The organism is Streptomyces sp. NPDC060027, from assembly GCF_042737005.1.
Classification (GTDB): domain Bacteria; phylum Actinomycetota; class Actinomycetes; order Streptomycetales; family Streptomycetaceae; genus Streptomyces.
On sequence record NZ_JBHWVI010000047.1, the window covers coordinates 25,428 to 46,823 of the forward strand.

Sequence of the window (21,396 nt, forward strand, 5' to 3'; positions counted from 1 at the left end):
CCTCCGGATGAGGGAACGGTTCTCCCCGGTCCACCGGTTCTCCCCGGTCTCGGGGGAACACGGCGCTCCCCGGCAGCCTCACCCGGCCCCGGCGGCAACGCCACTTGAGCCCACCCGTTCGGGTTTCATCCAGGATTGACGGGCAACACGCTGGTCATGTCCCCTCGATATCGCAACGGCTCGAATTCTGCGGGGACGGTCATCGCGATCGTCGCGGATGTTATGGCCGTCATCCTCGGTCTCTGGATTCTGATGTATCTGCTCGATGCCAACCCCGGCAACGATCTCGTGCAGTTCATCCATGACGTGGCAAGCTGGCTGGCCGGCTGGTCGCGTGACCTGTTCACCTTCGACGAGCAGTGGGCGCGTGTCGTCGCCGGCTACGGTCTTGCCGCCGTCGTCTACCTGTTCGTGGGCCACGCGATCGCCAACCGCATGCACCGGCACTGACGGTCCGAGGCGTCCCGGCGGGCCGGAGCGTGCCGACGGCCCGGAGCCTCCGGACGGCCCGGCGGCTCCGGGCCGTCCGGACGGTTCAGCGGGTCAGGTCGCAGCAGTCGGGGTCCAGGCCGGTCGGAAGGCGCTCGCCGCCGAAGACCGCGCAGGTGGCCTCGTCGCCGCCCAGTGCGGCGACCGCCAGCAGCAGGGAGCCCGCCGTCCAGGTGGTGAGCTCCTCGGGCCAGACGGCCCGGTCCTCGAAGACGTAACCCGTCCAGTACAGACCGGTCTTCGGGTCGCGCAGGTGCTGGATGGACTGGAGGATCTCCAGGGCGCGGTCGGACTCGCCCACCACCCAGAGGGCGAGGGCGAGTTCGGCCGATTCACCACCGGTCACCCACGGGTTGGGAACCACGCAGCGCACCCCGAGACCGGGCACCACGAAGCGGTCCCAGCCCTCTTCGATGCGGGACTTGGCCTCGGCGCCCGTCAACGCGCCGCCGAGTACCGGGTAGTACCAGTCCATGGAGTAGCGGTCCTTGTCCAGGAACCGCTCCGGGTGGCGCCGGATCGCGTGCCGCAGTGCTCCGGCGGCCAACTCCCAGTCGGGCTGCGGCTCTTCGCGCTGCTCGGCGATGGCGAGCGCGCAGCGCAGCGCGTGATGGACCGACGAACTCCCGGTCAGCAGCGCGTCCTCGACCGCGGTCCCGTCGTCCTCGCGCTTCCAGCCGATCTGCCCGCCCGGCTGCTGGAGCCGCAGCACGAACTCGACGGCCGCGTAGACGGCGGGCCACAGGCGGTCCAGGAACATGTCGTCGCCGGTCGCCAGGTAGTGGTGCCAGACGCCCACCGCGATGTACGCGACGAAGTTGGTCTCCCGGCCGCGGTCGGTGACGTCCTCGAAGTCCCCGTCGGCGTACGCCGCGTACCAGGATCCGTCCGCGTTCTGATGCCGTGCCAGCCACGCGTAGGCGCGCTCGGCCGCCTCGTGCTCCCCGGCCGCGTCGAGCGCCATGGCGGCCTCGGTGTGGTCCCACGGGTCGAGGTGGTGGCCGCGGAACCAGGGGATGGCTCCGTCGGGGCGCTGCACCGCGAGGATCCCGCGCACGGTGGCGGCGGCCTCCTCGTCGGTGAGGACCCCGGGCAGGACGAGGTGTTCTGTCCGGGGAGTGGTCACGTGGCGTCCGCCTCGGAGGCGGTCCCGGCAGCGGTCGGCTCGGCGAGCTTCGGCAGGTGCGGCTTGGTCGCGTACGCCACGAAGCTCTTGCCGATCAGCGGGTTGAGCGCCTGCTCGACGACCCGGGTGGCCAGCGGCTTCTTCATGATGTCCCAGACCAGCAGCTTGTGGTACGCCCGCACGGGCAGCGCCTTGTCGTTGTCGACGCCGAACGCGCACTTCAGCCACCAGTACGGCGAGTGCAGCGCGTGGGCGTGGTGGGAGCCGTAGGGCCGCAGACCGGCCTCGCGGATCTTCCCGAGCAGTTCGTCCGCCTTGTAGATGCGGATGTGGCCGCCCTCGACCTCGTGGTACGCGTCGGACAGCGACCAGCAGACCTTCTCCGGCCCGTAGCGCGGCACGGTGATGGCGATACGGCCGCCCGGCTTGAGCACGCGGACCATCTCGGCGAGAACGCCCTTGTCGTCCGGGATGTGCTCCATGACCTCGGAGATGATCACGACGTCGAAGGACTCGCCGGGGAAGGGCAGCGCGAGCGCGTCGCCCTCCATGGCCGTCGCGGTGGCACCGGCGGGTGCCTCCCCGGCCTCCTTCATCGCCGCGAACCACTTCGCGACCTCGCGGATCTCCTCGCCGTTCTGGTCCAGCGCCACGACCTGCGCGCCGCGCCGGTAGCACTCGAACGCGTGCCGGCCGGCACCGCATCCGAGGTCCAGAACGCGGTCGCCCGGGGCGAGCGGGAACCGGGAGAAGTCGACGGTCAGCACGTGGCCCTGCTTTCGCGGTTGGCTGCAACGAGTTCTTCGGCGGCGGGAGTCTCCGCGGCCTCGGAGCGGTCGGGGCCCGGGGCCGCCGAGTGTTCGGGGCCGGGCGTGATGCCGCGCCCGGCCGGGTCCGCGACGGGGTTCGCCCCCCGCGAGCGGGACCGGGACGCGGTGAGGGCCATCGCCTCGCGGTAGTGGGCCACCGTGCCCTCGGCCGCCTTGGCCCAGGTGAAGCGCGCGAGGACGCGTTCGCGCCCCGCGGAGCCGAGCCGCGCCCGCAGCTGCGGGTCGCCGAGGAGCCGGCTCAGGGCCGCCGCCAGCGCCCCCGAGTCGCCCGGCGGAACCGCCAGGCAGGTCTCGCCGTCGGCGCCCGCGACCTCCGGGATCGCTCCGCCGGTGGTGGCCACCAGCGGCGTTCCCGTGGCCATCGCCTCGGCGGCGGGCAGCGAGAAGCCCTCGTACAGGGAGGGCACGCAGGCGACCTCGGCCGAGCGGACGAGGTCGACGAGTTCGGCGTCGGAGATGCCCTTGACGAACTCGACGGCGCCGTCGAGGCCGTACCGCTCGATGGCCTGGGCTACCGGTCCGTCCTCGGCGCGCCTGCCGACGACGACGAGGTGCGCGCCGGGGTGTTCGGTGCGTACCTTCGCGAGCGCCTCGACCAGGAACACCAGGCCCTTGAGCGGCACGTCCGCGCTGGACGTGGTGACGATCCGGCCGGGCACCTGGGGCACGGACGGATCCGGCGAGAAGAGGTCGGTGTCCGCGCCGATGTGGACGACGTGGATGCGGTCCTGCTCGACCCGCAGATGCTCGACGATCTCCTGGCGGGAGGTGCCGGAGACGGTGAGCACGGACGGCAGACGGCGCGCGACGCGCTTCTGCATGCGGGTGAAGGCGTACCAGCGGCGGACGGACGCGCGGCGCTGCCAGCCCTCCGCGGCGTCCAGCTCCAGCTGCCGGTCGACGGTGATGGGGTGGTGGATGGTGGTCACCAGCGGGGCGCCGACCTCCCCCAGGAGGCCGTATCCGAGGGTCTGGTTGTCGTGGATGACGTCGAACTCGCCGCGCCGGGCGCGCAGATGGCGGCGGGCGCGCAGCGAGAAGGTCAGCGGCTCGGGGAAGCCGCCGGTCCACATGGTGCCGACCTCGAGGGCGTCGATCCAGTCCCGGTACTCGTCGCGCGCGGGGGTGCGAAAGGGGTCGGGCTGGCGGTACAGGTCGAGGCTGGGCAGCTCGGTGAGGCTCAGCCCGGGAAGGCCCTCGTCGAGCACGGGGTAGGGCTGGGAGCCGATGACCTCGACGCGGTGACCGAGTCGGGCGAGTTCGCGCGAAAGGTGCCGTACGTACACACCCTGGCCGCCGCAGAACGGGTTCCCCTTGTACGTGAGGAGCGCGATGCGCAGGGGGCGGTCCCCGTCGGCAGCCGCACCCTTACCGGGGCCCGCCTCCATGGCCTCAGCGGTCACTTCCGGTCCCCTTCTCCCTGCACTTTCCCGCGAGATTACGCCGGGACGCTAACCTAGAACAAGTTTCAGACTTGATCGTTCAAGGAGCATTGAATCTACCGGCAGGTAGCGCCAGTGTGAGCGGTGGATCAGGTGATTCACGCCACGACGGCGCGGCGGGGTCGGCTGGTCGGCTCGGTGGTGCCACACCTTGCCGTGCCGGCTCGTCGCTCCCTCTCGCTGATGTCACGGAACGGACCCATGCCTGCGGAAGCCAAGGCGGACTCGAAGAACGCGCGACCGGCGCCGGGGGCCAGCGCGCCCGCCACGCCGGCCACCTCCGCGCGCTCCACCCCGCACTCCATCGCGCATCCCGCCTCTCCCCCGCTCACCGAGCGGCAGGAGGCGCGCCGACGCCGGATCCTGCACGCCAGCGCGCAGCTGGCCAGCCGGGGCGGCTTCGACGCCGTTCAGATGCGTGAGGTCGCGGAGTCGTCGCAGGTCGCTCTCGGCACGCTGTACCGCTACTTCCCCTCGAAGGTGCACCTGCTGGTCGCCACGATGCAGGACCAGCTGGAGCACATGCACGGCACGCTGCGCAAGAAGCCGCCGGCCGGGGACACGGCCGCGGAGCGGGTGGCGGAGACCCTGATGCGGGCGTTCCGCGCCCTCCAGCGGGAGCCGCATCTGGCCGACGCCATGGTCCGCGCGCTCACCTTCGCGGACCGCAGTGTCAGCCCCGAGGTCGACCAGGTCTCGCGGCAGACCACGGTGATCATCCTGGACGCGATGGGCCTCGACGACCCGACGCCGGCCCAGCTCTCCGCCGTCCGCGTCATCGAGCACACCTGGCACTCGGCCCTGATCACCTGGCTCTCGGGCCGCGCCTCGATCGCCCAGGTCAAGATAGACATCGAGACGGTGTGCCGCCTGATCGACCTGACCGACCCGAAGGGCCGGTAGAAACCGGTCCGCCCGCCCGTCCCGGGCACGTTCACCACGCGCCCGGGAGTCGGGCACGACCGCTCGATCCACAGGACCTCCCGCTCTCCGTCGGAGTCCAGCCGTACGCAGGCGGCGCCGAAGCGCCCCTCGATCTCTCCGGTCGATCCGTCGGATCGGCTGGAGGGTATCCGGGACGGGGAAGTCCCCGCGTCCGGCCCCGCCCCTATTCCTCCGGCGGGAACACCGGTTCGCCGCTGCCCAGCAGGGAGATCATGACGGCCTCGACCGGGCAGCCCTCGGCGGCTTCGAGGATCTTCTCGTTGGCGTCGGTCTCCGGTTCGACCGGGTGGGACTGCATGCCGGCGTCGAGACGGAAGGCGTCCGGGGCGTGGTGGACGCACTGGGCGGAGCCGATGCAGACGGAGCGGTCGACCTCGACCTGCCAGCGGTCGCCCATCCTCACGCCTCCCAGCCGGCCGGCAGGTGGATCATCTTGTGCTCCAGGAACTCGCCGTATCCCTCGGGCCCGAACTCCCGGCCCAGGCCCGAGTTCTTGTAGCCGCCGAACGGTCCCAGCATGTCGAGGCTGAAGGTGTTGACCGAGTAGGTGCCGGTACGGACCTGGCGGGCGATGTCGATGCCATGGGCGACGTCCGCCGTCCAGACGCTGCCGCTCAGCCCGTAGTCGGAGTCGTTGGCGATCTTCACGGCCTCGGTCTCGTCGCCGTAGGGGAGCAGACAGATCACCGGGCCGAAGATCTCCTCCCGGGCGATGCGCATCGAGTTGTCGACGTCGCCGAAGAGGGTCGGCTCGACGTACCAGCCGCGGTCGAGGCCCTGCGGACGTCCACCGCCCGCCAGGATCTTGGCGCCCTCCTCCTGGCCGATGCGGATGTAGTCGAGGTTGCGCCGCCGCTGCCGCTCGGCGACCAGCGGGCCGACCTGGGTGGCCGGGTCGAGCGGGTCGCCGACGACCAGCGCGTTCGCCGCGGTGGCGAAGGCGTCCGCGAACTCGTCGTAGCGCGAGCGCGGTACGAGGATGCGGGTCTGGGCGACACACGCCTGGCCGTTGTTCATCCAGGCCGCCGAGACGATCCCGGGGACCGAGGTGTCGAGGTCCGCGTCCGGCAGCACCACGGCCGCCGACTTGCCGCCCAACTCCAGGGTCACGCGGGTGAGATGGCGTGCGGCGACCTCCATCACCCGCTTGCCCGCCGCGACCGAGCCGGTGAAGGAGACCTTGTCGATGCCGGGGTGTCCGACCAGGTACTCGCTGACCTCGCGGTCCGCCGGGAGGATCGAGAGCACCCCCTCGGGCAGCCCGGCCTCCTTCGCGATCTCCCCGAGCAGATAGGCGTCCAGGGGCGATTCGGGCGACGGCTTCAGGACGACGGTGCAGCCGGTCAGCAGCGCGGGCGCGAGCTTGGCCGCCGCCACGAACTGCGGGACGTTCCACGGCACCACGGCCGCCACCACGCCCACCGGCTCACGGCGCACCAGAATCCTGCCGAGGACTCCGTCGCGCGCCTCCTCGTACGTGTAGCCGCGCGCGACCGTGATCGCCGCGTCCCACACCATCATCGCGCCGAGGGCCTGCGCGAGGACGCTCCAGGAGTAGGGGGAGCCGTTCTCGGAGGAGATGACGCGGGCGATCTCCTCGTGGCGTACGGCGATCGCGTCCTTGATCCGCGTCACGACCGCGATCCGCTCGTCGAGGCTCATCCGCGGCCAGGGGCCCTGGTCGAACGCCTCGCGCGCGGCGGCGACGGCCCGGTCGACGTCGGCCGCCGAGGCGTGCGGCACCCGGCCGATGACCTCCTCGGTGTGCGGCGAGATCACCTCGATGACGTCCTTGCCGAGGGGGTCGGTCAACTCCCCGCCGATGAACAGCTGTCCGTGTTCCACGAGCTCGGTCATGGCCGACTGCCTCCAAGGACGCTCTCTGCCACCACTTCTGACGCTTCATCAGATACGAGAACTGATACCAGTTCCGGCCGGATGAGTCCACGGCACGGACGCGGCCGCCTCCACGGACAGAACAGTCGACTCGGGCTCCCATTGGAACTCGTTCTAGTTATAGTGGCGACAACTCGGCGATGGGTGGAAGCGCATGACGCAGGTGACCGATCACGGCGGGGGCGTACGGTCGATCAGGGTCCCCATCCCGGACAACCCGCTCGGCCACACGCTGGTGTACCTGGTCGACACCGACGCGGGACCCGTGCTCATCGACACGGGTTGGGACGACCCCGCCTCCTGGGACACCCTCGTCGGGGGACTCACCGACTGCGGAACCTCCGTCGCGGAGATCCACGGCGTGGTCATCACCCACCACCACCCCGATCACCACGGCCTGTCGGGCCGGGTCCGCGAGGCGTCCGGCGCCTGGATCGCGATGCACGCCGCCGACACGGCGATCGTCCGGCGCACCCGGGAGAACCGGCCCGAGCGCTGGTTCGGCTACATGGCAGCCAAGTTGGCGGCCTCCGGCGCCCCGGAGGAGCACATCGCCCCGCTGCGCGAGGCAAGCACGTCCGTACGCCGCCCCAGCACCCTGCCCGGTTTCTCCCCCGCGCTCCCCGACCGCGAGATCGTCCCCGGCGAATTCCTCGCGCTGCCCGGCCGCCGGCTGCGCGCCGTCTGGACCCCCGGCCACACGCCCGGACACGTCTGCCTCCACCTGGAGGAGGAGCACCCGGCCCGGCTGCCCGGGAACGGACGCCTGTTCTCCGGCGACCACCTGCTCCCGAGGATCACCCCGCACATCGGCCTCTACGAGGACCCGGACACCCACGGGCGTCCCCCCTCCGCGAACGGGATCGAGAGCCTCGGCGAGATCGCCGATCCGCTCGGCGACTACCTCGACTCCCTGGAGCGCGTCGGCCGCCTCGACCCCGCCGAGGTGCTCCCGGCCCACCAGCACGTGTTCACCGACGCCCCGTCCCGAGTCGCGGAGCTGCTCACGCACCACGAGGAGCGGCTCACCGGCCTGCTCACCCTCCTCTCCGTCCCGCTCACGCCGTGGCAGCTCGCCGAGCTCATGGAGTGGAACCGCCCCTGGGCCGACATCCCCTACGGATCACGGAACATCGCGGTCTCCGAGGCCGAGGCACATGTACGGCGACTGGTGAAGCTGGGACGGGCGGAGGCCGTGCCGGGCAGCGACCCGGTGACGTACGTGGCGGTGTGACGCCCCCGCCCCGGAACTCAGCGGCTGTGGCTGTGGGCCGCGTAGTCGAGCCCCTCCTCGTACGCCATCGTGCGCCCCTCCTCGTAGGCCTTCTCGTACGCCGGGTCGCCGATCTCGCCGCGGACGCGGAGTTCGTATGAGCGGCGGGTGGCGATCAGATCGGGTGAGTCCATCTGGGCCCGCCCGGTGAGTTCCCACACGCGCTCGCCGATGCCGAGAAGGCGGGCCGCGCGACGGCCGTCGCCCGCCGCACCGATCCCCGCGGCGAGCACGTCGAGGGCCATCGCCGCGCCCACGGTGTTGTGCAGCAGCCCGTGCCCGGCCAGCGCGGTGCGGGCGTTGGCGACGGACGCACCGATGTCCCCGCGGGCCAGATCGATCTGGGCCACGAGCCCGTCGGCGAAGGCTCCCGCCCACGACTCCCCGCACGCCAGGCTCGCCGCGCGCACCTCCTCGGCCACCGCGCGCGCCCGTTCCTGCTCCCCGCGCAACAGATACGCGTACGACAGCGCCACCCGGACCTGGAGCTGTGCCGCCCCGAGCCAGTCCCCCCGGACGGGCAGCCGAGGCGCGCCGGCCAGGACGTCGACCGCCTCGGACAGGCGCCCGCTCAGGGCGAGTTGCCCGCCCCGCAGGTACAGCGCGGCCACCACCGCCGCCGGGTCTGCCTCTTCCCTCGCCGCGTCGGCGCAACGCACCGCCCAGTTGGCCGCGGCCTCCAGATCGCCCTGGAGCAGCGCGACCGCGCCCCGGGTCCACACCGCGCGGGTACGGTCGGGGCCGGGAGCCGAGTCGGCGGCCATCGCCTGGTCGAGACAGTGCCGGGCGTCGCGCACATAGCCGCAGTGCCGCCACAGGAAGCCGATGTCGGACGCCATCGCCAGGGCGACCCGTCCGTCGGACCCGGTGAGCGCGCAGTCCATGGCCGCGCGGAGATTGGCGTGCTCGGTGAGGACCCGCTCGCACCAGGCCGCCTGGCGTGCGGTGTTCCACTCGGCGCAGCCCTGCCGGGCCAGCCACCGGTAGTGGTCGCGGTGGCGCAGCCGTACGGTGTGCTCCTCGCCCAGCGCGCGCAGCCAGTCGGTGCCGAACTCCCGCACGGTGTCGAGGAGCCGGTAGCGGGCGGGGTCGGTGGGGTGGCGGCCCACGATGGACTGCTCGACGAGCCGGGCGAGCAGGCCGGGAATCAGGTCGGCGGGCAGCGGCCCGCCCGCGCAGACGGCGTCGGCGGCGCTCACGCAGAAGCCGCCCGCGAAGACCGAGAGCCGGGCCCACAGCAGCCGTTCCAGGGGTGCGCACAGCTCGTGGCTCCAGCCGATGGCCGTCCGCAGGGTCTGGTGGCGGGGCGGCCCCTCGCCCTCGCGCGCGGCGAGCAGGTCGAGCCGGGACGGCAGCCGCTCGCCGAGCAGGCCGCTCAGCTGGTCCAGGGTGATCCCGCCGAGCCGGACGGCGGCGAGCTCGATGGCGAGCGGGATGCCGTCGAGCCGACGGCAGACGGCCTCCACGACGGGACGGTCGCTGTCGTCGAGGGTGCGTCCGGTCTCGGCCGCGCGGTCGGCGAACAGGGCCACCGCGTCGTCGGCGATCGGCAGCGGGTCCAGGTGCAGGACGTGTTCGCCCGGCAGGCCGAGCGGCTCACGGCTGGTGACGAGGACCCGCAGGCCCGGCAGAAGGGGCAGCAGCTCCTCGACGAAGTCCACGCAGCCCGCGAGGACGTGCTCACAGGAGTCGAGGACCAGCAACAGCCTTTTGCCCTCGGCCCATTCGGCGACCACCTCGGTGACCGGCCGTGTCGACCGGTCGGTGAGCCGCAGCGCCTCCACGACGGCGAGGCCCACCAGGCCGGCGGTGTGCAGCGGGGAGAGCTCCACCAGCCAGGCGCCGTCCGGGTACGCGCCGTCGATCCGGCCGGCGGCCCGCAGCGCGAGCCGGGTCTTGCCGACCCCTCCGGTACCGATCACGCTCACCAGCCGGCCGGTCCCGGCGCCCGGGTCCAGCTCTCGCTCCAGTCGGCCGAGTTCCTCCAGCCGTCCGATGAAACTCCGCGTCTGTGAGGGCAGATTGCCGGGCCGTCCACCGGCCGTCTTGTCGGACACGCGGACCAGTGTGGCCGGATCGCCCGCGCGCGATGCGCCGCTCCACCGACTCGGACAGAAAGCTCGCAGCACGACGTCACTTCCGGGCACCTTGCGGCGAGATGCGATCAAGTCTCCGTCGGCGAGGGTGGCGGGGGCGATTTTCGGGGATCGTCGGGTGATGCGCGAGAGCGAGCAGCGGGGTGAGCGGATGTCCGCCGACGGCGGAGGCGGAGGGCACGTCAGAACCGGGTTCTCCTGGCTGACGCTGGTGCCGCCGGCCGCCTGTCTGCCGGTCGCCCTGCCGCATCTGGTGGACCACCGGGTGCCGTCCCTGGTCACCCTGCTGCTGATCGGGCCGTTGCTGGCGTGCGTGCGGTTCGGGGTGCGGTGCACCCTGCTGGTCTGCGCCTGGGCGGCGGCGCTGGGACTCGCGACGGATCTCGGCGACGACACCGTGGCCGGCTTCGACTTCGGCGTCCGTTTCGGCGGGCTGCTGCTCGGCTGCGCGGTCACCGTGCACGCCGCCGGCCGGGGCGAGCGCCTGACCGCCGCGCTCGCGCGCTCCCGCGAGGTCACCCGGGTCACCCAGGAGGCGGTCCTACGGCCCATCTCCCGCACCCTGGACGGCACTCAGGTGTGCACCCGCTACCACTGCTCCGCCGACGAGTCGACGGTCGGCGGCGATCTGTGCGACGTCGCGGTGACCCCGTACGGACTGCGGGTCCTGGTGGGCGACGTACGCGGACACGGCCTCGACGCCCTCCGGCTGACCGCCGAGACGATCACCTGTTTCCGTGAACTCGCCTACACGGCACCGGACCTGCCGTCCCTCGCCGGCAGCCTCGACACGCGCCTCACACCGGAGCTGGGACCGGAGGACTTCGTCACCGCCCTGCTCGCCGAGTTCGCGCCCGGCGAGGTGCGGCTGGTCAACTGCGGTCACCCCGCGCCGCTGCGCTCCGGCCGGAGCATCGAATTTCTCGAACCCAAGGTTCCCTCACCGCCGTTGGGGCTGCGCCCCGATCCCCGCCAGTACCGCGTGCGACTCCAGCCGGGCGACCGTCTGCTCCTCTACACGGACGGCCTGGCCGAGGGCCGCGACCCGGAGGGCATCCCGTTCCCGCTGCTCGGCGAGGCCGCCCTCGCGCTGCGCGAGCCGCTCCCCGAGGACGCCCTGGGCATCCTGCACGACCGTCTGCTCCAGCACACCGGCGCGCCCCTCACCGACGATCTCGCCCTGGTGCTGTGCCAGCCGGTGGAGGCCACGGTCCCCGCACACGTGCGGTGACCCGCGGCTCCGGCCACCGCTCAGTGCAGCAGCGCGCGGATCAACCCGTCCGCCTCTCCCAGGAGTTGGCCCTCGTGCGCGCTCATGGTCGGATTGGCCGCCCGGCGCCGCCCCGCCTCCACGAGCCCTTCCTCGGTCACCTGGTCCTCGTTCCCGTCGAGCAACGCGTCCAGCGTCTCGGCGGCCACGTCCCCGACCGGCTCGCCGCCGACGGCGACCTGGGCGAGGATCACGGCGGACATGGCCCAGTCGAGACCCGGCGGCCCCTCCTCGGCGTTGGCCCAGTCGATGACCTTCGGGCCGTCCGGCGTGAGCATCACGTTGTCGGGGTGCAGATCCAGGTGCAGGACGCGGACGGCGGGATCGGCGGAGAGCCGGGCGGGCACGGCGTGCAGCTTGCGCAGCAGCCGCGCCAGGGCGAGGCCCGCCTCCTGGGCGGAGAGCAGGCCCTGCCCGAAGGCCTCCAGCATGGTCGGACCGGACAGCCGCTCCATCACCAGATCGCCGCGGGTCGCCGCCCGCACAGCCGGCACCGGATAGCCGTGCGAGCGGACGTGCTGCATCACCGCCGCCTCGGCCGTCGCGTCTCCCCAGCCCTCGCGGTCCCGCCGCAGCACCCACGCCTCGTCGATCTCGTAGACGTCCGCCGAACGCCCCGAGCCGAGCAGTCTCCCCGTTCGCATGGCCCGAACCTAGCGGATGTCGCCTGGATCACTCCGAGCCCGTGCCCCAGGCGACACTCGGCGGATTCCGTGCGGCCGGTAGAGTGAGCGCGTCGTCATCACACCCGTACGAGGAGAAGCCGGTGCAAATCCGGCGCTGACCCGCAACCGTGAGCCACTTCGGTGGTGAGCCGGATCGCCTCGGACGGGACGTGACCGGCTCGCGCCCTCGGCAGCCCGCCGACGGCCGGCACCGTCGAGGGATACGGAGCCGGAGCCGCCCGGATGCCTCAACGTGCCCGGTGCTGCCCGGCTCCCCGCAGGGAGAGTCATGATTGTTCGCCGCACCGCAGCGGTACTGGCCGCCACCGTCGTGATCGGGGCGGTCGTCGCGCCGGCCGCGTCCGCCGCCGACTCGTCCCCCTCGGCGTCGCCCTCGACGGCGATCCCCTCGGGCCTGTACGGCTCCACCGACCCGACCTACGACGGCGTCTGGCGGCAGGCGCTCGCGCTGCTCGCCCAGCACACCGTCAAGGTGCGGCCCGCCGAGAAGGCCGTCGACTGGCTGACCGGGCAGCAGTGCGCGAACGGCGCGTTCGCCGCGTACCGCGCCGACGCCGCGGCCGCGTGCGACGCCAAGACGCAGGTCGACACCAACAGCACCGCGGCCGCCGTCCAGGCCCTCGCCGCGCTCGGCGGGCACGACGACGCCACCGGCAAGGCCGTGACCTGGCTGAAGTCCGCGCAGAACAAGGACGGCGGCTGGGGCTACATGGCCGGTGGCCCCAGCGACGCCAACTCGACGTCCGTCGTGATCGGCGCGCTGAAGGCGGTCGGCGAGAAGCCCCAGGGCGTCTCCAAGGACGGCAAGTCTCCCTACGACGCCCTGCTGAAGCTGTCGACGCCGTGCGAGGGCGATGGCGCGGGCGCCTTCGCCTACCAGCCCGACAAGAAGGGCAAGCTGGCGGCGAACGCGGACGCGACCGCGGCGGGCGTGACGGCCGGCATGGGCCAGGGCTTCGTGGCGGAGACCGGCAACGCGTTCGACCTCACGGGTTGCGTCGTCGCCGACACCCCCAGCATGGCGGACGCGGCGGGGAACGGCGCCGGCTATCTCGCCAAGGCGCTGGCGAAGACCTCGTACCTGAAGTCCGCGCTCCCGGGCGCCAAGGACCAGCCCGACTACGGCAACACGGCCGACGCGGTCGTGGCCCTGGCGGCCATCGGTGCGACGAAGGACGCGCAGAAGCCGCTCGCCTGGCTGGAGAAGAACTCCGCCGACTGGGCGGCCACGTCGGGCCCCGCCGCGTACGCGCAGCTGATCTTCGCCGCGCACGCCACCGGCACCGACCCGCGCGACTTCGGCGGCCAGGACCTGGTCGCGAAGCTGGGCGCCACGGGCCCGACGCCGAGCGCGGCCGGCGCCTCGGCCACCCCGAGCGAGAAGAAGAACGACGAGAAGAAGGACGACGGCAACGGGCTCGGCGTCTGGTGGATCATCGGCATCGGCCTGGTCGCCGGCATCGGCATCGGCTTCCTGATCAGCGGCCGCAACAAGAAGCAGCAGCTGTGACCAGCCGTCGGACGACCGCGCCCGCCCTGGCGCTCGCGCTGGCCCTTCTGCTCCTCGTCCTCGGCGGCGCGGGGCAGGCCCGGGCCGTCGGCTACCGCTACTGGTCCTTCTGGGACCTGACCGGCGGGAAGTGGACGTACGCCACCCAGGGTCCGTCGACCGCGCGGCCGTCCGACGGCGATGTCCAGGGCTTCCGCTTCGCGGTGAGCGAGGACTCCCAGCACGCCGTGCAGCCGCGCGGGAAGCGGGACTTCGCCGCGATATGCGCCGGGACGCCCGCCCAGCAGGGCAAGAAGCGCGTGGCCCTGGTCGTCGACTCCGGAACGGCCGCCGACGCGCCGTCCGGCGAGACGCCGCCGTCCCCGCGCACCGCCTGCGCCCGCGTCGCCCCCGACGCGAGCACCGCCGAGGCCCTGGCCACGGTCGCCAAACCCCTGCGCTACGACACCAACGCCCTTCTGTGCGCGATAGCGGGCTATCCGCGAACGGGCTGCGGCGACCCGGTCGCGGCCACCGAGCCGACCGCGTCCGCCCGGCCGCACCCCTCCGAGCCGGCCCACCACGGCCCCTCGGTGGGCCTGCTGACGGGCGCCGCCGCGGTGGCGGTGCTGGGCGCGGGTGCCGTCTGGCAGGCCCGCCGGAACAGGCACTGAGGCGCGCATCATGAACAAGGGCGACCACGAACGCCCCACCACCACCGCCACGGACCGCCCCTCCACGACCCACCGAACGCTGCCCCTGCCCGCGCGGAGCACGCCAGAGAAGGAAGCGTCCGAGCAGGGCGTGCCCGAGCAGGGCGTGCCCGGGGCAGGGCCCTCCGAGCCGGGCGTGCCCGAGCAGGGGCTGTCCCAGCAGGGCGCGTCCGAGCAGGGCGTGCCCGGGCGAGGGCGGGGAGCCGGGGTGGTGCGGTGGTGGTCGGCGGTGGGGGCCGGGCCGGGCCGGCGACCGGGGTACTCCCCCGCAGCGCGGACGCGCGCGGACGCCCTGCACCCCGGTGCCTGGTGGATCTGGGCGCTGGGTCTCGGCACGGCGGCCTCCCGCACCACGAACCCCCTCCTGCTCGCCCTCCTCATAGGAGTAGCGGGCTACGTAGTGGCCACCCATCGCACCGACGCCCCCTGGGCGCGCTCCTACACCGCCTTCGTCAAGCTGGCCGCGGCCGTCCTCGCCATCCGCCTGGCCTTCGCCGTCCTCCTCGGCTCCCCCATCCCCGGCACCCATGTGATCGTCACGCTCCCCGAGCTCCCCCTCCCGCACTGGGCTCAGGGGGTCCGCATCGGCGGCCGGGTCACCGCCGAGGGCCTGCTCTTCGCGCTGTACGACGGCCTGAAGCTGGCCACGCTCCTCGTCTGCGTCGGAGCGGCGAACGCCCTCGCGAACCCGGCGCGGCTGCTCAAGTCGCTGCCGGGAGCGCTGTACGAGGCGGGCGTCGCGGTGGTCGTCGCGCTCACCTTCGCCCCGCATCTGATCGCCGACGTCCAGCGGCTGCGCGCCGCGCGCCGGCTCCGCGGCCGCCCCGACCGGGGCCTGCGCGGCCTGCTGCACGTCGGACTCCCGGTGCTGGAAGGCGCGTTGGAACGTTCGGTCGCGCTGGCGGCGGCGATGGACGCACGCGGGTACGGGCGGACGGCGCAGGTCCCGCCCGCCGTCCACCGGACCACCGGAGCCCTCACCCTGGGCGGTCTGATCGGCGTGTGCGCGGGCACATACGGGCTGTTGACCGCCGAGGGCGACACCTACGGCCTGCCGGTCCTGCTGGCCGGTCTCGCCGCGGCGCTCGGCGGCCTGTGGCTGGGCGGCCGCCGCTCACCGCGGACGCGGTACCGGCCGGACGCCTGGGGCGTACGGGCCTGGCTGGTCGCCGGGTCGGGCGTCGCGGTGGCGGCCCTGATGATCGTCGCCGCGTCCTACGATCCCGCCGCGCTGCGCCCCGGGGTCATCCCCCTGGTGGCCCCCGCCCTTCCCCTCTGGCCGGCGGCGGCGGTCCTGCTCGGTCTGCTCCCTGCCTTCGTGGCCCCGACCCCCCAGCGAACCCCGGCCCCCGAGGAGCCCTCATGATCCGCTTCGAGGATGTCTCCGTGACGTACGCCGGGGCCGCCGAACCCACCGTCCGGGGCGTGGACTTCGAGGTCCCGGAGGGCGAACTGGTCCTGCTCGTCGGCCCGTCCGGGGTCGGCAAGTCGACGGTGCTCGGCGCGGTGAGCGGACTCGTCCCGCACTTCACGGGCGGAACGCTGCGCGGCCGGGTCACCGTCGCCGGACGGGACACCCGCACCCACAAGCCGCGCGAACTCGCGGACGTGGTCGGCACGGTCGGTCAGGACCCGCTGTCCCACTTCGTGACGGACACCGTGGAGGACGAACTCGCCTACGGCATGGAGTCGTTGGGCCTGGCACCGGCCGTGATGCGGCGCCGTGTCGAGGAGACCCTGGACCTCCTCTCCCTGGCCGACCTCCGCGACCGCCCGATCGCCACCCTCTCCGGTGGCCAGCAGCAGCGGGTCGCGATCGGCTCGGTGCTCACCCCGCACCCCCGGGTCCTGGTCCTCGACGAACCCACCTCGGCCCTGGACCCCGCCGCCGCCGAGGAGGTCCTCGCCGTCCTGCAGCGCCTGGTCCACGACCTCGGCACCACGGTCCTCATGGCCGAGCACCGCCTGGAACGCGTCGTGCAGTACGCCGACCGGCTCGCCCTCCTGCCCGCGCCGGGAGCACCCCTGACGCTCGGCACCCCGTCCGAGATCATGGCCGTCTCCCCGGTCTGCCCCCCGGTGGTGGAACTGGGCCGCCTGGTCGGCTGGTCCCCGCTCCCCCTGACCGTGCGCGACGCGCGACGCCGTGCGGGACCACTGCGCGAGCGGCTCTCCACGACACCCTCGGAATCCACCGCGGTCACCGCAGACCCCGGGCCGACCGGGCGCGCCGAGAACGCCGTCGGCACCGGAGGCACGCGGCCCGCCACGGCCCTCCCCCTCCCTTCGGCACCGGCGCACCCCGCCTCCCCCCTCGCCCCTCCCGTCGCCTCCCCCTTCTCCCTCTCCCGTCTCCTCCGCAGGCGCACCCCCGAGACCGCGCCGCTCCCGGCGGACGTGGCCGTCGTGGAGAAGCTGGCCGTCCGGCGCGGGCGCGTCGAGGCGCTCCGCCGGGTCGACCTCACCGCGGGGCCCGGCGAGACCATCGCACTGATGGGCCGCAACGGCGCCGGGAAGTCGACGCTGCTCGGAGCCCTGGTCGGGCTGGTCGAGCCGACGGCCGGATCCGTACGGGTCGGTGGGGCGGTGCCGCATCGCACGGCGCCGCGCGACCTCGTACGCCGTGTGGGACTCGTACCGCAGGAGCCCCGGGATCTGCTGTACGCGGACACGGTGGCCGCCGAGTGCGCGGCGGCCGACGAGGACGCCGGGGCCGAGGCCGGGACCTGCCGGGCTCTGGTGTCCGGGCTGCTGCCGGACATCGCGGACGACACGCACCCCCGTGATCTGTCGGAGGGGCAGCGGCTGGCGCTGGCGCTCGCCATCGTCCTGACGGCGCGCCCCCCGCTGCTGCTCCTCGACGAGCCGACCCGCGGTCTCGACTACGCGGCGAAGGCCCGGCTGGTCACCGTGCTGCGCGGACTGGCCGCCGAGGGGCACGCCATCGTGCTGGCCACCCACGACGTGGAACTCGCCGCCGACCTCGCCCACCGTGTGGTGATCCTCGCGGACGGTGAGATCGTCGCCGACGGCCCCACCGCCGAGGTGGTCGTCGCGTCTCCGTCCTTCGCCCCGCAGGTCGCCAAGATCCTGGCCCCCGAGCCGTGGCTCACCGTCGCCCAGGTCAGGAAGGCCCTCGTATGAGCGCCCCCGAAACCGCCGTCCACGACTCCCGGCCCCACTCCCGGCCTCATCCCCAGGCCAGGGCCATCCGTCTCGGCCCGCGCTCCGTCGCCGCCCTCGCCCTGGTCAGCGCCACCGGAGTCGCGGGATTCGCCTGGCCGCTCTTCGCGGGGCCCGGCTCGCAGGTCAGCGCGCACGCCCAGGACGCTCCGTGGCTGTTCGCGGGGCTCCTCGTCCTGCTGGTCGCGGTGGTCGCGGCGACGATCTCCGAGTCGGGGCTCGGCCCGAAGGCGGTCGCCATGCTCGGCGTGCTGGCCGCGACCGGCGCCGCTCTCCGCCCGATCGGGGCCGGGACCGCGGGCATCGAGCCGATGTTCTTCCTGATGGTGCTGAGCGGACGAGTCCTCGGGCCGGGCTTCGGATTCGTGCTCGGGTCCGTGACGATGTTCGCGTCGGCACTGCTGACCGGCGGGGTGGGGCCCTGGATGCCCTTCCAGATGCTGGCCATGGGCTGGTTCACGATGGGCGCCGGACTGCTGCCTGGCGCGGACCGCCTGCGCGGCCGCGGAGAACTGCTGATGCTCGCCGGATACGGCTTCCTCGCCGCCTTCGCCTACGGCACCGCCATGAATCTGGCCGGCTGGCCCTTCATGGACGCGCTGGCCTCGAACGTCGCCTTCGACCCGCACTCCGCGGTCCCCGCCAACCTCGCCCGTTTCCTCGCGTACTGCCTGGCCACGTCCCTCGGCTGGGACCTGGGCCGGGCGGTCGTCACCGTCCTCCTGACCCTGACGGTCGGCGGAACCCTCCTCAAGGCGCTGCGCCGGGCCACGCGCCGGGCGGCTTTCGAGAGCCCGGTCACGTTCGACCCCCGGTGATCCGGGACCCACGTCACATCGCCCGGCGGCACTCCGTGCGGCGCCCCGCACCGTCCGTCAGGTGCGGGGTGAACCGGGCCACAGGACCCAGGTCACATACGAAGCGGCTTCGTAGAGCTCACGCCATGACATGAACGCGTCGTCATGCCCTCTGACCTGGGGTTTGAGAGCCACGTCACATGAGGGGCTTTCGCCTCGAATGCGACCACGACTAGTAAAAGGGGTCATTGCGGACGCGTCTCAAGCCTGTTTCTCTGGAGCAGTCGCCAGGCGCCACGAGCCCACTCGGGATCGCGGCGCCGACGTACGCCCCCTCCACACACCACGTGGTCACGGGATGCGAGCGACTCCATGTCCCCGAAGAAAAAGGTTCTCCGTGTCCGTCTCTGTCATCCGCCGCATCGTCACTTCCCCGAAGAAGGCCCTCGCCGGTGTCGCCGTGGCCGCTGCCACCACCGGTATGGTTCTGGCCGCGGCGCCCGCTCAGGCCGCCACGCCCACTGCCGCCTCCTCCGCGAAGTCGATCGCGCACAAGATGATTCCGGACGCCGCGCAGTTCAACGCCTTCAGCAAGATCGTCGAGCACGAGAGCGGCTGGAACGTCAGCGCCACGAACTCCTCGTCCGGCGCCTACGGCCTGGTCCAGGCTCTGCCCGGTTCGAAGATGGCCACCGCCGGCTCCGACTGGAAGACCAACCCCAAGACCCAGATCAAGTGGGGCCTGGACTACATGAACTCGCGCTACGGCAGCCCCGCCGACGCCTGGAACTTCTGGCAGGCCAACGGCTGGTACTGATCAGCCCACAGGCCTCACAGCCACACACAAGGCGGCGACCCCACACCCCGGGGTCGCCGCCTTCGGCGTACCCGGACTTCCCCGCGGCGGACGAGTGCCGGTGGCGGACCGCGAGGTGGAGCCAGATCACCTCCGGTGCCATCACCCGCCATCGCCTGCCGGCATGTGGCACCCCACGGCACCACTTGGCGTCACACGGCACCACTTGGCGTCACACGGCATCACTTGGCACCACGCGGCATCACACGAGCCGAGCGACACCCCCAATGGCACACACCCTCCACTGGCACCATCTGACACCACCTGGCGCCACCGGGTGCCACCGGGTGCCATCGGGTGCCACTTGACGCCATTCCGCGCACCCAAAAGCCCGCGCACACCCATGACACCCCAACGAACCGAGTCACCTCTCCGCATTTTCGCAGGTAGAACGACCGCCCCCGAGTTCACGCCGCGCGGCACCATTCAGGCTTGCGTATGGCACCACAGTGATGCCATGATGGCGCTATGGACCTCACCCCGTATGTCGACACCCTCCGCCGCGAACTCGCGGTGGCTGCCGAGGCCGGCGGCGACGAAGCCCGCGAGCTGGCCGAGAGGCTCACCGCTCCCCTGGAGTCGGCGACCCGGCTGACCATGCTCAACGTGCTCTCCGCCGCGATGGACGAGATCACCCGTGAACTCGCCCCCGGCTCGGTCGACGTACGGCTGCGCGGGCTCGACCCCGACTTCGTGGTGACACTTCCGCCCACCGACGGCGGCGCCCCCGCGGAGCCGGCCCCGCCCGTCGAACCGTTCAGGGCCCCGGTCCCGGCCGAGGGCGACGAGGGCGGCACCGCCCGCGTCAACCTGCGCCTGCCCGCCCACCTCAAGGCCCGCGCCGAGGAGGCCGCGAACCGAGAGGGCCTGTCGGTCAACGCGTGGCTGGTGCGCGCCGTGTCGTCCGCGGTCGACGGCGACACCAGGCCGCGTACGACGGAGAAGGCCCGCACCGTCGGACAGAGCTTCACGGGCTGGGTGCGCTAGCCGCGCCTCCGCCCGTTCCACTTCATCCGCACCACGTCCCACCAGCGGGGACGCCCCAGAGACTCAAGAGGACGGGACAGCCATGCCTTCTTTCGAAACTCCTGAAGCGATCTCGGCCACGACGCACGTGGAGGCCGGTTCCATCCAGTTCACCGCGGTCGACCGGCTCGACACGGTCGTCGAGGTGCGGCCCCGCGACCCGAAGAAGGACCTGGACGTGCGGACGGCCGAGCAGACCGAGGTCACGTACACCAGCGGCGCGCTGACCGTCAGGACGCCCAAGTCCAATCTGTTCGGCCGCACCGGCACCGTCGACGTGACGGTCGAACTTCCCACGGGCTCGCGCGTCGACATGACCGGCTCCTGGGCCCAGGTGCTCGGCGAGGGCCGGCTCGGCGAGGTCCGGGTGAAGACGTCGTCCGGTGACGTCCGCCTCGACACGACCGGACCGCTGCAGCTGAAGGCGTCGCACGGGTCGATCACCGTGGACCGCGTCGAGGGCATGGCCGAGATCACCACCAGCTCCGGCAGCCTGCGCGTCGGCCTCGTCGACGGTCCGGCCGTCCTGAAGAACTCGCACGGCACCACGACCGTCGGCGCCGCGACCGGCGAGCTGCGGGTGAGCGGCGCCAACGGCGACATCGAGATCCGGCGGGCCGAGGACTCGGTCACCGCCACCACCGCCCACGGCACCCTGCGGGTGGGCGAAGTGGCCCGCGGCACCGTCCAGTTGGAGACCTCCTACGGCGCCATCGAGGTCGGTGTCCGCGAGGGCACGGCCGCCTGGCTCGACGTCAGCTCGGGCTCCGGCCAGGTGCGCAACACGCTCACCGCGTCCGAGACCCCGGAGCAGAGCGAGGACACCGTCCAGGTCCGCGCCCGCACCCGGCACGGCAACATCGACATCCGCCGCGCCAAGGCCTGAGCGTCACCGCCTCGACCGGCCCACCCTCACCCACTTCAGCCTTCGACCGGAGGGCCCCATGCCTTCATCTGTCATGCCCACGTCCAGCCGGACCAGCGCTCCCCAGCCACCGGCCGCCGTCTCCGCGGTCGGTCTGCGCAAGTCGTACGGCGACAAGGCCGTGCTCGACGGCATCGATCTGCGTATCCCGGCCGGGTCCGTGTTCGCGCTGCTCGGCCCGAACGGCGCCGGCAAGACCACCGCCGTGAAGATCCTGTCCACGCTCATCTCGGCCGACGGAGGGCAGGCCCAGGTCGCGGGCCACGATCTCGCCGCCGACCCCCAGGCGGTCCGTGCCGCGATCGGTGTCACCGGCCAGTTCTCCGCCGTCGACGGCCTGATCACCGGCGAGGA

The 21,396-nt window shown here is 72.8% G+C and carries 20 protein-coding genes and 1 riboswitch; of the genes, 13 read left to right on the forward strand and 7 right to left on the reverse strand.

Going from position 1 to position 21,396, the window contains the following annotated elements; all coding sequences use genetic code 11:
• Positions 1 to 156: 156 nt before the first annotated feature.
• Positions 157 to 450, forward strand: coding sequence for a hypothetical protein (locus ACFWBT_RS14900; protein WP_266758176.1), 294 nt, complete (start codon positions 157 to 159; stop codon positions 448 to 450).
• Between the two features lie 85 nt (positions 451 to 535).
• Here the strand turns inward: ACFWBT_RS14900 and ACFWBT_RS14905 are convergent, their stop codons facing one another.
• Genes ACFWBT_RS14905 through ACFWBT_RS14915 form a run of 3 tightly spaced genes read right to left on the reverse strand, consistent with a single transcriptional unit; the run spans position 536 to position 3,848 of the window.
• Positions 536 to 1,615 carry a prenyltransferase gene (locus ACFWBT_RS14905; RefSeq protein WP_385699813.1) on the reverse strand — a complete coding sequence of 360 codons (1,080 nt, stop codon included), beginning with the start codon at positions 1,613 to 1,615 and terminating at the stop codon, positions 536 to 538.
• On the reverse strand, positions 1,612 to 2,382 hold the full coding sequence (locus ACFWBT_RS14910) for a class I SAM-dependent methyltransferase (RefSeq protein ID WP_385699815.1): 771 nt from the start codon (positions 2,380 to 2,382) through the stop codon (positions 1,612 to 1,614). The genes ACFWBT_RS14905 and ACFWBT_RS14910 overlap by 4 nt, the downstream gene beginning before the upstream one ends.
• On the reverse strand, positions 2,376 to 3,848 hold the full coding sequence (locus ACFWBT_RS14915) for a glycosyltransferase family 4 protein (RefSeq protein ID WP_385699817.1): 1,473 nt from the start codon (positions 3,846 to 3,848) through the stop codon (positions 2,376 to 2,378). The genes ACFWBT_RS14910 and ACFWBT_RS14915 overlap by 7 nt, the downstream gene beginning before the upstream one ends.
• A 240-nt stretch (positions 3,849 to 4,088) precedes the next feature.
• Here ACFWBT_RS14915 and ACFWBT_RS14920 point away from each other — a divergent pair, with 240 nt between their 5' ends.
• Positions 4,089 to 4,790, forward strand: a complete 702-nt coding sequence (locus tag ACFWBT_RS14920) for a TetR family transcriptional regulator (RefSeq protein ID WP_385699819.1) — start codon at positions 4,089 to 4,091, stop codon at positions 4,788 to 4,790.
• Positions 4,791 to 4,995: 205 nt separating this feature from the next.
• On the opposite strand, the gene ACFWBT_RS14925 is transcribed toward ACFWBT_RS14920, so the two are convergent.
• Both ACFWBT_RS14925 and ACFWBT_RS14930 read right to left on the reverse strand, forming a co-directional pair.
• Positions 4,996 to 5,229: a ferredoxin gene (locus ACFWBT_RS14925; protein ID WP_261708451.1), complete on the reverse strand. Its 234-nt coding sequence runs from the start codon at positions 5,227 to 5,229 to the stop codon at positions 4,996 to 4,998.
• Between the two features lie 2 nt (positions 5,230 to 5,231).
• A complete protein-coding gene (locus ACFWBT_RS14930; protein ID WP_356469517.1) occupies positions 5,232 to 6,689 on the reverse strand; it encodes an aldehyde dehydrogenase in 1,458 nt (485 codons plus the stop codon).
• Positions 6,690 to 6,882: 193 nt separating this feature from the next.
• Here ACFWBT_RS14930 and ACFWBT_RS14935 point away from each other — a divergent pair, with 193 nt between their 5' ends.
• Positions 6,883 to 7,962 carry an MBL fold metallo-hydrolase gene (locus tag ACFWBT_RS14935; RefSeq protein ID WP_385699823.1) on the forward strand — a complete coding sequence of 360 codons (1,080 nt, stop codon included), beginning with the start codon at positions 6,883 to 6,885 and terminating at the stop codon, positions 7,960 to 7,962.
• 17 nt (positions 7,963 to 7,979) lie between these two features.
• Here ACFWBT_RS14935 and ACFWBT_RS14940 read toward each other — a convergent pair whose 3' ends face one another.
• Positions 7,980 to 10,058, reverse strand: a complete 2,079-nt coding sequence (locus ACFWBT_RS14940) for an ATP-binding protein (RefSeq protein ID WP_385699825.1) — start codon at positions 10,056 to 10,058, stop codon at positions 7,980 to 7,982.
• 160 nt (positions 10,059 to 10,218) lie between these two features.
• Between ACFWBT_RS14940 and ACFWBT_RS14945 the strand changes: the two genes are divergently transcribed.
• Positions 10,219 to 11,328 (forward strand): PP2C family protein-serine/threonine phosphatase, encoded by a 1,110-nt coding sequence (locus ACFWBT_RS14945; protein WP_385699827.1) that lies wholly within the window; start codon positions 10,219 to 10,221, stop codon positions 11,326 to 11,328.
• Between the two features lie 20 nt (positions 11,329 to 11,348).
• Here ACFWBT_RS14945 and ACFWBT_RS14950 read toward each other — a convergent pair whose 3' ends face one another.
• Positions 11,349 to 12,011 carry a phosphotransferase gene (locus ACFWBT_RS14950; protein WP_385699830.1) on the reverse strand — a complete coding sequence of 221 codons (663 nt, stop codon included), beginning with the start codon at positions 12,009 to 12,011 and terminating at the stop codon, positions 11,349 to 11,351.
• A 113-nt stretch (positions 12,012 to 12,124) separates the two neighbouring features.
• A riboswitch (cobalamin riboswitch) is annotated at positions 12,125 to 12,188 on the forward strand.
• A gap of 133 nt (positions 12,189 to 12,321) precedes the next feature.
• Between ACFWBT_RS14950 and ACFWBT_RS14955 the strand changes: the two genes are divergently transcribed.
• The 9 genes from ACFWBT_RS14955 to ACFWBT_RS14995 form a co-directional block, all read left to right on the forward strand.
• Positions 12,322 to 13,563, forward strand: a complete 1,242-nt coding sequence (locus tag ACFWBT_RS14955) for a prenyltransferase/squalene oxidase repeat-containing protein (RefSeq protein WP_385699833.1) — start codon at positions 12,322 to 12,324, stop codon at positions 13,561 to 13,563.
• Positions 13,560 to 14,216: an SCO2322 family protein gene (locus ACFWBT_RS14960; protein ID WP_385699835.1), complete on the forward strand. Its 657-nt coding sequence runs from the start codon at positions 13,560 to 13,562 to the stop codon at positions 14,214 to 14,216. The genes ACFWBT_RS14955 and ACFWBT_RS14960 overlap by 4 nt, the downstream gene beginning before the upstream one ends.
• A 145-nt stretch (positions 14,217 to 14,361) precedes the next feature.
• Complete coding sequence (locus ACFWBT_RS14965; protein ID WP_385699857.1) at positions 14,362 to 15,621, forward strand: energy-coupling factor transporter transmembrane component T; 1,260 nt, start codon at positions 14,362 to 14,364, stop codon at positions 15,619 to 15,621.
• Complete coding sequence (locus ACFWBT_RS14970; protein ID WP_385699838.1) at positions 15,618 to 17,399, forward strand: ABC transporter ATP-binding protein; 1,782 nt, start codon at positions 15,618 to 15,620, stop codon at positions 17,397 to 17,399. Before ACFWBT_RS14965 ends, ACFWBT_RS14970 begins: the two co-directional genes overlap by 4 nt.
• On the forward strand, positions 17,396 to 18,256 hold the full coding sequence (locus ACFWBT_RS14975) for an ECF transporter S component (protein ID WP_385699841.1): 861 nt from the start codon (positions 17,396 to 17,398) through the stop codon (positions 18,254 to 18,256). The genes ACFWBT_RS14970 and ACFWBT_RS14975 overlap by 4 nt, the downstream gene beginning before the upstream one ends.
• A gap of 376 nt (positions 18,257 to 18,632) precedes the next feature.
• On the forward strand, positions 18,633 to 19,052 hold the full coding sequence (locus ACFWBT_RS14980) for a transglycosylase SLT domain-containing protein (protein WP_385699844.1): 420 nt from the start codon (positions 18,633 to 18,635) through the stop codon (positions 19,050 to 19,052).
• 507 nt (positions 19,053 to 19,559) lie between these two features.
• On the forward strand, positions 19,560 to 20,078 hold the full coding sequence (locus ACFWBT_RS14985) for a hypothetical protein (protein WP_385699847.1): 519 nt from the start codon (positions 19,560 to 19,562) through the stop codon (positions 20,076 to 20,078).
• A gap of 82 nt (positions 20,079 to 20,160) precedes the next feature.
• The gene (locus tag ACFWBT_RS14990; protein ID WP_385699848.1) at positions 20,161 to 21,003 is read left to right on the forward strand and encodes a DUF4097 domain-containing protein; all 843 of its coding nucleotides are present in this window, start codon (positions 20,161 to 20,163) and stop codon (positions 21,001 to 21,003) included.
• Positions 21,004 to 21,061: 58 nt separating this feature from the next.
• On the forward strand, positions 21,062 to 21,396 hold a 335-nt coding region (locus ACFWBT_RS14995), incomplete at its 3' end, for an ATP-binding cassette domain-containing protein (protein WP_385699851.1).